This is a genomic window from Roseovarius sp. (genome assembly GCF_018066915.1).
In the GTDB taxonomy this organism is placed as follows: Bacteria; Pseudomonadota; Alphaproteobacteria; order Rhodobacterales; family Rhodobacteraceae; genus Roseovarius.
Genome location: NZ_JAGPVV010000290.1, coordinates 1 through 10647 on the forward strand (window position 1 = coordinate 1; position 10647 = coordinate 10647).

General features: G+C 62.4%; 12 protein-coding genes. 4 read left to right on the forward strand and 8 right to left on the reverse strand.

Going from position 1 to position 10647, the window contains the following annotated elements:
* Positions 1 to 34 precede the first annotated feature (34 nt).
* The 4 genes from KBT70_RS16155 (at position 35) to KBT70_RS16170 (ending at position 1926) form a co-directional block, all read left to right on the forward strand.
* Positions 35 to 358 carry an iron-sulfur cluster assembly accessory protein gene (locus KBT70_RS16155; protein ID WP_296636379.1) on the forward strand — a complete coding sequence of 108 codons (324 nt, stop codon included), beginning with the start codon at positions 35 to 37 and terminating at the stop codon, positions 356 to 358.
* A gap of 63 nt (positions 359 to 421) precedes the next feature.
* The gene (gene xth, locus KBT70_RS16160; RefSeq protein WP_296636329.1) at positions 422 to 1204 is read left to right on the forward strand and encodes an exodeoxyribonuclease III; all 783 of its coding nucleotides are present in this window, start codon (positions 422 to 424) and stop codon (positions 1202 to 1204) included.
* A gap of 113 nt (positions 1205 to 1317) precedes the next feature.
* A complete protein-coding gene (locus KBT70_RS16165; RefSeq protein ID WP_296636334.1) occupies positions 1318 to 1521 on the forward strand; it encodes a DUF2892 domain-containing protein in 204 nt (67 codons plus the stop codon).
* 87 nt (positions 1522 to 1608) lie between these two features.
* Positions 1609 to 1926, forward strand: coding sequence for an excinuclease ABC subunit A (locus KBT70_RS16170; RefSeq protein ID WP_296636341.1), 318 nt, complete (start codon positions 1609 to 1611; stop codon positions 1924 to 1926).
* An 18-nt stretch (positions 1927 to 1944) separates the two neighbouring features.
* On the opposite strand, the gene KBT70_RS16175 is transcribed toward KBT70_RS16170, so the two are convergent.
* From KBT70_RS16175 to KBT70_RS16210, 8 genes are all read right to left on the reverse strand, one after another.
* On the reverse strand, positions 1945 to 2943 hold the full coding sequence (locus tag KBT70_RS16175) for a DUF4105 domain-containing protein (protein ID WP_296636348.1): 999 nt from the start codon (positions 2941 to 2943) through the stop codon (positions 1945 to 1947).
* A 3-nt stretch (positions 2944 to 2946) separates the two neighbouring features.
* Complete coding sequence (gene uvrA / locus KBT70_RS16180) at positions 2947 to 5829, reverse strand: excinuclease ABC subunit UvrA (RefSeq protein WP_296636353.1); 2883 nt, start codon at positions 5827 to 5829, stop codon at positions 2947 to 2949.
* 109 nt (positions 5830 to 5938) lie between these two features.
* Positions 5939 to 6778 (reverse strand): ATP-binding protein, encoded by an 840-nt coding sequence (locus tag KBT70_RS16185; protein ID WP_296636357.1) that lies wholly within the window; start codon positions 6776 to 6778, stop codon positions 5939 to 5941.
* Positions 6779 to 7702, reverse strand: a complete 924-nt coding sequence (locus KBT70_RS16190) for a twin-arginine translocase subunit TatC (protein WP_296636362.1) — start codon at positions 7700 to 7702, stop codon at positions 6779 to 6781. It lies immediately after the preceding gene.
* Positions 7699 to 8220 (reverse strand): Sec-independent protein translocase protein TatB, encoded by a 522-nt coding sequence (gene tatB / locus KBT70_RS16195; protein ID WP_296636367.1) that lies wholly within the window; start codon positions 8218 to 8220, stop codon positions 7699 to 7701. The genes KBT70_RS16190 and tatB overlap by 4 nt, the downstream gene beginning before the upstream one ends.
* A 7-nt stretch (positions 8221 to 8227) precedes the next feature.
* Positions 8228 to 8452, reverse strand: a complete 225-nt coding sequence (locus tag KBT70_RS16200) for a twin-arginine translocase TatA/TatE family subunit (RefSeq protein ID WP_296636372.1) — start codon at positions 8450 to 8452, stop codon at positions 8228 to 8230.
* Between the two features lie 161 nt (positions 8453 to 8613).
* Entirely contained in the window at positions 8614 to 9741 is a 1128-nt protein-coding gene (prfB, locus tag KBT70_RS16205; RefSeq protein WP_296636374.1) for a peptide chain release factor 2, read from the reverse strand.
* 81 nt (positions 9742 to 9822) lie between these two features.
* Positions 9823 to 10647: penicillin-binding transpeptidase domain-containing protein (locus KBT70_RS16210; RefSeq protein ID WP_296636377.1), on the reverse strand; the 825-nt coding region annotated here is incomplete at its 5' end.

Below are 10647 nucleotides of genomic sequence, written 5' to 3' on the forward strand. Positions count from 1 at the left end.
TGACAGCAAACGTGAACCAGTCAGGAGCATCTCGATGCAATTGCCGCCCAAGGTGACATCCCGCGCCTTCGCCCGCCTCGCCGAAATCGGCGCAGGCGATCAGGGACAGGCCCTGCGCGTCGCCGTCGAAGGCGGCGGCTGCTCCGGCTTTCAATACGAGATCAAGCTGGATCAGCCCGCCGAAGACGACCTGATTCTCGAAGGCGAAGGCCAAAAGGTCGTCGTTGATGCGGTCTCCCTGCCCTTTCTCTCCGGGGCCACGATTGATTTCTCCGAGGAATTGATCGGCGCGCGCTTCATCATCGACAATCCCAACGCCTCCTCCTCCTGCGGCTGCGGCACGTCGTTTTCGATGTGATCGCTTGTCACCCCCGCGCCCCTGCGCGATAGAGGATCAAACAAGACCACGGGGGGCCGCGCCATGAAAATCGCCACGTTCAACATCAACGGCATCAAGGCCCGGATCGACGCGCTGCCCGCTTGGCTGGATGAGGCCGCGCCCGACGTGGCCCTCCTGCAAGAGATCAAATCCGTAGATGACGGTTTCCCGCGCGAGATTTTCGAAGAGCGCGGCTATAACGTCGAAACCCATGGGCAAAAGGGCTTCAACGGCGTGGCGATCCTCTCGAAACGCCCGCTTGAGGATGTGACCCGCGGCCTGCCCGGTGACGACAGCGATGAACAGGCCCGCTGGATCGAGGCGACCGTGATGGGCGAGCACCGCGCGCTGCGCCTCTGCGGTCTCTACCTGCCCAATGGCAACCCGGCACCGGGGCCGAAATACGACTACAAACTCGCCTGGATGGAGCGTCTGCACACCCGCGCCCGCGCCCTTCTCGCCACCGAAGAGCCGGTGCTGCTGGGCGGCGATTACAATATCATCCCGCAGGACCAAGACGCCGCCCGCCCCGACGCATGGCGCGAGGATGCGCTCGCCCTGCCCGAGAGCCGCGCCGCCTTTCGCCGCCTCCTCAACCTTGGCTTTACCGAAGCATTCCGCGCGCGCGTGCAGGGGCCGGGGCATTACACCTTCTGGGATTATCAGGCCGGGGCCTGGAACAAGAATGACGGCATCCGCATCGACCATTTCCTGCTCAGCCCACAGGCGGCAGACCTGATGACCGAGTGCGGCATCGACAAGGACATTCGCGGCCACGACAAACCCTCGGATCACGTCCCCCTCTGGGTCGAAATCGACGCCTGAGCGCACCATAAATCCGATCACCTCTGTGACCAGATCACAGACCGCATCCCCACAGCATGGGACAAGGAGCGCATCAACCGGGCCAATGCGCCCCTCAATCCACAGGTGATCCCATGCTCAAGAAAAATGTCGGCTCCATCGACCGCGCCCTGCGCATCCTGCTCGGTCTGGCTCTGCTTGCGGGCTTCGTGCTCAACCGTGATGGGGCCTATAGCTGGCTTTACCTCATCGGGGTCATTCCGCTGGTGACGGGCCTTATGTCCTCTTGCCCGCTCTATTCGATCCTCGGCCTCTCGACCTGCCCGCTCAAGAAGTAACGGCAAGGTTTCGCCCATCGCTCACGCCCGCCCTTGGCATCGGGCGTGAGACGGCCCATGTCTATCGCTCACACGAAAGGACAGGCCATGAAACACACGATGATACTGTTGATCTTGGGTATCACCTTGGGCGGTGCCCCTGCCTTTGCGGGCCACGGCCATTGCCCGCCGGGACTGGCCAAGAAACACAACGGCTGTCAGCCCCCCGGTCAGGCAAAGAAGCAAGGCTATTACCGCATCGGCGACCGCATCAACGAGGATTACATCATTCTGCGCAATCCCGGTCGCTACGGTCTGGACCGGAACCAGACCTACTACCGCGTCGGCGATCAGATTTACCGCGTCAACCGCGAAACCCGCGAGGTTCTCGACCTGATCGGGGCCGCAGCGGCGGTGCTCAACTAACCCCGCGCCGATCACGCTCTAGTCGCGCCACCCTTGGCGCAGCAGCGCTGAATATTTTGCGCTGCTCAGCCCGGCCACAGGGCGGCGCGGCAGCGCGGCCCGCGCCTTCAACTCTGCCAGCGGCGCCGTCTGCGCCCCCGGCAACACCCCCAGATCATAGAGATATCCCGGCAGCCGCCCCGACAGGATCACCCGCAGATCAAACACCGCGCCATCCGCGACCTGCCGCACCAGCCGATAGGGCATCGTCGTGCAATTGGTCCAGAGCGTGTGATACCAGCGCGGCTCCCGCGCCAAATCATTGCCATAGTCCAGAAACGCCAGAAACAGCGCCTTGCGCTGCGCCGCACCCATCGCCACCGGATAGAGCGAGACCGCCTCGCCCCGCGCATCGGTGCGCAGATGCACGATGTCGCGCTCATCGGCAGCGATCAACACCAGTTCAAAGCGCTTGAAAAACCCGCCAAGGGCGGAAAACTCTTCGCCCACTTCCCTGCGGATTTCCCCGGAAAAGACGATATGCCGCCCATCCGCAAAGCCGAAACTGACCAGCGTATGCGCGATTTCGGGGCTGTCCCAGACCGACATGATCATGTCGACGGACGTGATCTGCTCCGGATCAACCGTCAGATCATACCAGCTCTCGACCGCCTCGGTCGGGCTCGACCAGCGGAAATCCCGGATATTGCGCACAAGCACCAGACCATCGCGGGCGGGCTCCGAGGTCACACCGCGCGAGACCTCCGGCAACCAGTCCCTGTCCTGTCGCGGCGCAATACTGCCCCACCACAGCGCCCAGACCGCCAGCACCACAGCGCAAAGAGCCCAGACCGGGCCCCAGTGCCCCCGCCACAGCATCCGCACCGCGCCTAAACACCCAAGCGCCAGACCAAGGTAAAAGACATAGACCAGCGGCGCGGCAATCTGGAAATGCAGGCTCAGCCCAATCCAGACCCCAAGGATCAGCAGCAGCGCCCCCCCAAGGCCGCGCCCGCAAATCCTCAAAAACCGCCGCATACCCTATTCCGCCGCCACACGGCGCGCGGCCAATATCTCCTTGAGATAGCGCCCGGTATGGCTGCGCGGCTCTTCGGCCACCTCTTCCGGCGTGCCCACCGCCACGATCTCGCCGCCGCCATCGCCGCCCTCGGGGCCAATGTCGATGATATGGTCGGCGGTCTTGATCACATCGAGGTTATGCTCGATCACAATGACCGAATTGCCCTGATCCACCAACTCGTGCAGCACTTCCAAGAGCTTTTTCACATCCTCGAAATGCAGCCCCGTGGTCGGCTCGTCGAGAATATAGAGCGTGCGCCCCGTGGACCGCTTGGCCAGTTCCTTGGACAGCTTCACACGCTGCGCCTCACCGCCCGAGAGGGTCGTCGCCTGCTGGCCCACCTTGATATAGCCAAGGCCAACCCGCATCAGCGCATCCATCTTCTCGCGGATGCTCGGCACCGCCTTGAAAAACTCCTGCGCCTCTTCCACGGTCATATCCAGAACGTCGGCGATGCTCTTGCCTTTAAACCGTATTTCCAGCGTCTCGCGGTTATACCGCGCGCCCTTGCAGGTCTCGCATTCCACATAGACATCCGGCAGGAAATGCATCTCGATCTTGATCAGACCATCGCCCTGACAGGCCTCGCAGCGCCCGCCCTTGACGTTGAAACTGAACCGCCCCGGCTTGTAGCCGCGCGCCTTGGCCTCGGGCAGACCAGCGAACCAATCCCGGATCGGCGTGAACGCCCCCGTGTAGGTGGCCGGGTTGCTGCGCGGCGTGCGCCCGATGGGCCGCTGATCAATGTCGATCACCTTGTCGAGATGCTCGAGCCCCTTGATCGTCTCACAGGGCGCGGGCGTCTGTCGCGCCCCATTCAGGCGCATCGAGGCGGTCTTGAACAGGGTCTCAATCGTCAGCGTCGATTTGCCCCCGCCCGATACCCCCGACACACAGACAAACTGTCCCAGCGGGAAGGTCGCCGTCACGTCCTTGAGGTTGTTGCCGGTCGCCTTGACCACCGTCAGCTTCTTCTTGTTGCCCTTGCGCCGCACCTCTGGCACCGCAATCTCGCGCGCACCCGACAGGTATTGCCCGGTCAGTGACGCGGGATCGGCCGCCACCGCGTCAGGCGTGCCATGGCTCACCACGCGGCCGCCATGCACCCCGGCACCGGGGCCGATGTCAAACACGTAATCGGCGGTGCGAATGGCCTCTTCGTCATGCTCGACCACAATGACCGTATTGCCCTGATCCCGCAAATTGCGCAGCGTTTCCAAGAGCCGCCCATTGTCGCGCTGATGCAGGCCAATCGACGGCTCATCCAGCACATAGAGCACCCCTGTCAGCCCGCTGCCGATTTGGCTGGCCAGCCGGATACGCTGGCTCTCGCCCCCAGACAGCGTGCCCGCATTGCGGCTCAGCGTCAGGTAATCGAGGCCCACATTGTTCAGAAACCCCAGCCGCTCGCGGATTTCCTTGAGAATGGCGCGCGCGATCTCGTTCTTCTGCTTGCCCAGATGATCCGGCACCGTGCCGCACCACTCCAGCGCCTCGCGGATCGACATCTGAACCACCTGGCCCACATGCAGGCACTGGTCATGCCCGCCTTTGGCGGGACCAATCCGCACCGCCAATGCCTCGGCCCGCAGACGATAGCCACCGCAGGCCCCACAGGGCCGGTTGTTCTGATAACGCTCGAATTCCTCGCGCACCCAAGCTGAATCCGTCTCGCGATAGCGGCGTTCCATATTGGGAATGACCCCTTCGAACACCCGGCTCACCTGATAAACGCGCCCGCCCTCGTCATAGCGGAAATTGATCTCTTCCTCACCAGACCCATGCAGAAACACCTGTTTCACATGCTCAGGCAGGTCTTTCCAAGGGCTGCTGCGGTCAAATTCGTAATGCTTGGCGATGGAATTGATGGTCTGCGTGAAATAAGGGCTTTTGCCCTTGCGCCAGGGCGCAATCGCCCCATCCGCCAGTTTCAGCGCCTCATCCGGCACCACCAACCGCTCGTCAAAGAACAGCTCCGCCCCCAGCCCGTCACACTCCGGGCAGGCCCCAAAGGGCGCGTTGAACGAGAAAAGCCGCGGCTCGATCTCGGGGATGGTGAACCCGCTCACCGGACAGGCGAATTTCTCGGAAAAGATCATCCGCTCCGGCTCGCCGTCCTTGGGCGCGGTTTCCAGCACTGCAATCCCGTCCGCCAGATCAAGCGCTGTTCGGAAACTGTCCGCAAGCCGGGTCTGCAACCCGTCCTTGACCACCAAGCGATCCACCACAACATCAATGTCATGGCGGAATTTCTTGTCGAGCGTGGGCGGCTCGTCCAATTCATAGAACGCGCCATCGACCTTGACCCGCTGAAATCCGGATTTCCGCAGTTCCAGAAATTCCTTGCGATACTCGCCCTTGCGGTCGCGCACGATCGGGGCCAGCAGATAGGCGCGCGTGCCCTCCTCCATCGTCATCACCCGGTCCACCATATCCTGCACCTGCTGCGCCTCGATAGGCAGGCCGGTGGCGGGGGAATAGGGCGTGCCGACGCGGGCAAAGAGCAGCCGGAGGTAATCGTAAATCTCCGTCACCGTGCCCACGGTCGAGCGGGGATTCTTGCTCGTCGTCTTTTGCTCGATGGAAATCGCAGGTGACAGACCGCTGATATGATCCACATCCGGCTTTTCCATCATATCGAGGAACTGCCGCGCATAGGCGCTGAGGGACTCGACATAGCGCCGCTGCCCCTCGGCATAGATCGTATCAAAGGCGAGGCTCGATTTGCCAGAGCCAGACAGCCCGGTGATCACCACCAGCTGATCGCGTGGAATATCCACGTCGATATTCTTGAGGTTATGCTCGCGCGCGCCGCGCACCTCGATATACTTCAGATCGGCCATTCTGACCCCCCGGACTCATCTCACCCACACATAGGCGAGAGCGCCGCCGCTTCCAAGACAATTCTAAGAACAAAGAGGGAACGCGCGTATTTCCGCGATTTATGCCGGCTTATCCGACCGCGACGCCGCGCCGCCCCGCCAGATCGGTGAAATACTGCCACGCCACCCGGCCCGACCGCGCCCCGCGCGTGGCCTGCCATTCGACAGCCTCGGCGCGCAGCGTTTCGTCGTCGATCTCGACCCCGTAGGCATCGCAATAGCCCCGGATCATCGCCAGATATTGATCCTGATCGCAGGCATGGAACCCCAGCCACAGACCGAACCGATCCGACAGAGACACCTTTTCCTCGACCGCTTCCGACGGGTTGATCGCCGATGACCGCTCATTCTCGATCATGTCACGCGGCATCAGATGGCGGCGGTTCGACGTGGCATAGAACACCACATTGTCCGGCCGCCCCTCAATCCCGCCATCCAGAACCGCCTTGAGCGATTTGTAATGCTGGTCATCATGGGAAAACGACAGATCGTCACAAAAGAGCAGAAACCGCGCCTCGGACCCGCGCAAGAGGTTCAGCAATCGACTGACCGACGGCAGGTCCTCGCGCTGCAATTCCACGATCTTGAGCGGCAGCCCCTGCGCCCGCACCGCCGCATGCACCGCTTTGACAAGGCTCGACTTGCCCATGCCGCGCGCCCCCCAGAGGAGCGCGTTATTCGCAGGCAGGCCGCGCGCAAATTGCACCGTGTTCTGCAACAGCGTATCGCGCGAGCGGTCCACCCCCACCAAGAGACCCATTTCGACCCGGCTCACCTGCCGCACCGGCTCCAGCCGGTCAGGGCTGACATGCCAGACAAAGGCATCCGCCGCGTCAAAATCAGGGGCCGACAGCGGTGCCGGGGCCATCCGCTCCAGCGCGTCGGCGATACGCTCCAAAGGATCAGCCATTCAGATCTTGCCTTTTCCTTCGTCTGCCTCAGCCTCAGCAGCATCCGCCGCCTCTTCCTCGTCAAACCACAGGCCTTGCGCGCGCAATTCCGCCTCACGCTTCTTCTCGACCAACGAAACAAGCTGGATCGAGATTTCATAGAGGCCATACACCACAACAAACAGGATCAATTGCGTCATCACATCGGGCGGCGTCACCAGTGCAGCGAGGATCAGAATACCGACCACCGCATATTTGCGCACCGACTTAAGCCCCCCCGCACTCACCAGCCCCGCCTTGCCCATCAGCGTGAGCAAGACCGGCAACTGAAAGCAGAGGCCAAAGGCGATGATGAATTTCAGCGTGATATCAAGGCTCTCGTTGACCTTGCCAAAGAAGGTGATGCGAATACCCTCACTCGCGGCAGGGGCCCCCGGCACGGCATCCGGGTTAACCAACCCGGTCATCAGATCGGCAATGATCGAGGGCACATCGGCAAAACCCAGGAAAAACGCCATCGCCAGCGGTGTCACCACGAAATGCGCAAAGGACGCGCCCAAGAGGAACATCAGCGGCGAGGCGATCATGAACGGCAAAAACGCGTTCTTTTCCTGCTTGTAGAGACCGGGCGCCACAAAGCGCCACATCTGGAAGCCGATCACCGGAAAGGCCAGCGCAAAGCCGAACACCATCGAAATCCGGAACAGCGTGAACAGATATTCCTGCGGGCTGGTATACTGCATCGTGGGCGACGGATCACCCAACTCACGCAGGCTCGCCTCGATCGGCTCGAGCAGGAATTGCAGGATCGGCTCGGCCACGACAAAGGCCAGACAAATACCGATGACAAAGGCGATGACCGACCGGATCAGCCGCGTGCGCAACTCGGCCAGATGTTCGATCAGCGGCGCGCTGCTGTCGTCGATGTCATCCTGCGGGCTCATGCCTCATCCCCTGCCTTGGTCTTCTTTGCCGATGGCTTGGGGGCGGCCTTGGCCTTGGGCGCGGCCTTGGCCTTGGGCGCAGCAGCCTTGGGCGCGGCCTTGGGCTTTGCGCCGGCCTTCTCAGGCGCGGGTGCCGCTTCGGCCTTGGGCACTTTGCGCGCCTCCGCCATCTCGGCGGTGGCAGCACGCGCCTTGTCGGCGGCGGCCTGCTGGTCTGGGCTGAGCGGCGGCTTGGTCGCCGCGTTCAGATCGCGCGTGACACTGTCTGTGGTCTTGCGCACCTCATCCATCGCGGTTTTCATCGGGTTCGCGGCGGATTTGAAGGTCTTTTGAATGTCGCCCACGCCAGACTGATCGGCGGCGTCATTCATCGCCCGGCTGAACTCACGGGCCATGCCCTTGGCCTTGCCCACGAACTTCCCAACGGCCCGGAACATGCCGGGCAACTCTTTTGGCCCCACAACGATCAAGGCCACGATGCCGATGAGCAATAGCTCCGTCCAGCCGAGATCGAACATTTAAGGATCAGACCTTGTCTTTGTCTTCGGTCGGGGTCACGTCGCGCGCGGTGTCCGCAGACTCCTTGCTGGCGTCATCCAGCTCTTTGGTGCCCTCAGCGACACCTTTCTTGAACGAGGTGATGCCCTTGCCCACCTCCCCCATGAGCGACGAGATCTTGCCGCGCCCAAAGAGCACCAGCACCACCACCGCGATCAGAAGAAGCCCCGGAAGGCCAATATTGTTCAGCATTTCAATTTCTCCCTTTCTCGGGGGTCGGTTGTCGTCCCCGGGAATTTCAGTTCTGTATCTAATGGCTCATCCCGGCGGATAAAAGCGGCAAAGCAGCGATGCCCCCCGGATTCCCCACTTATTTCACCGGACCACACCCTACGCAGGCAGGGCTTGCCCGGTCAATCACCCCCCTGCGCCTCGGCCCGGCTCTTGCCGCTGACATTCATCGCAAGGGTGGCGGCCATGAACTCGTCGAGATCACCGTCAAGCACCCCCTTGGTGTCCGATGTCTCGACCCCGGTGCGCAGGTCCTTGACCATCTGATAGGGCTGCAACACATACGACCGGATCTGATTGCCCCAGCCCGCATCGCCCTTGGCATCATGCGCGGCATTAATGGCGGCGTTGCGGCGGTCAAGCTCCAACTGATAGAGCCGCGATTTCAGCGCCTTCATGGCGATATCGCGGTTCTGGTGCTGGGATTTTTCCGAACTTGTCACCACGATGCCGGTCGGGTGGTGGGTGATCCGCACCGCCGAGTCGGTGGTGTTCACATGCTGCCCGCCCGCGCCGGAACTGCGATAGGTGTCGATCCGGATATCCGACGGGTTGACCTCGATTTCGATATTGTCATCCACCACCGGATAGACCCAGACCGAAGAAAACGAGGTGTGCCGCTTGGCGGCGGAATCAAACGGCGAAATCCGCACCAGACGATGCACGCCCGATTCGGACTTGAGCCAGCCATAGGCGTTGTGACCGCTGATCTTGTAGGCGGCAGATTTGATTCCCGCCTCGTCGCCCGCCGATTCCGACTGCAATTCGACGGTGTAGCCGCGCTTTTCCGCCCAACGCACATACATCCGCGCCAGCATCGACGCCCAGTCACAGCTCTCGGTGCCGCCGGCGCCTGCGTTGATTTCCAGAAACGTATCGTTGGAATCCGCCTCGCCATCCAAGAGCGCCTCCAACTCCTTGGCGGCGGCCACCTTGGCCAGAGCCTTGATCGCGGCCTCGGCCTCGCCCACGACCTCGGCGTCACTCTCGGCCTCGCCCAGCTCGATCAGGCCCAGATTGTCCTCCAACTCCCGCTTGATGCTGTCATGGGTCTCCAGCGCATCGACCAGCGCCTGCCGGTCCCGCATCAGCGCCTGCGCGCGGGCGGGATCATCCCAGAGCGTCGGATCTTCAACCCGCGCGTTGAACTCCTCCAGCCGGTGCCGGGCGGTCTCCCACCCCAGCCGCTGACGCAACAGCTCCAGCGACTTTTCGATCTCGGCCACGAGGTTCTGGGTTTCTGCGCGCATCGGAATGTCCTTGTCTGGTCAGGTGCGGGTGATAGCGCAGCGCGCCGGGCCGGGCAAGAGAGCCCGACATCGGTCAGCGCGCTAGTAGAGCCCGCCCGAACTCATCGACCCGAAACTGGCCTTGCCCCCCACCTGCGCCTTTTCGCCGGTCGAGGTCGTGACCTCCTGCACCTGCTCGCGCTCGCCGGCACTATAGAGGTCAAGGTCATTGCCCATGGCAAACCCGCCGTCATAGGCCACGCCAAAAATCGGCTCCTCGCCATCGCGGAAATACTCGGCCACCACATTGTCGCCGGTCGCATCATCCGACAGGCGCGCGCCGGTGAACCGGTCGATCTTGATGAAATGCCCGCCGGGCGGCACTTCAAACGCCCCGCCCCCGTATTTCTTGACCGCCTCTTCCATGAACTCCTGAAACACCGGCCCGCAGAGCGACGACCCATAGGCCGACCGCCCAAGACCGCGCGGCTGATCATGGCCGATATAACAGCCCGCCGCGATATTGCTGGTAAAGCCCACGAACCACACATCGCGCGCGTCATTGGTGGTGCCGGTCTTGCCCGCCACCGGCACCGGCAGGTTGATGGCCCCCGCCGCCGTGCCGCGATCCACCACGCCCTTGAGCATCGAAGTGAGCTGATAGGCCGTGACCGCATTCATCACCCGCTCGCGGTCCGACACGATGCGCGGGCCGCGATCCGCGGGAATACCGGGATCACCGCAATCGACGCAATCGCGCTGATCATGGCGATAGACGGTCTTGCCATAGCGGTCCTGCACCCGGTCTACCAAGGTCGGGCGCACCCGCTCGCCACCATTGGCGAACATCGCATAGGCCGCGACCATATTGTAAAGCGTGGTCTCCTCCGACCCCAGCGAGTTCGCCAGAAACCGCCCCATATTCTC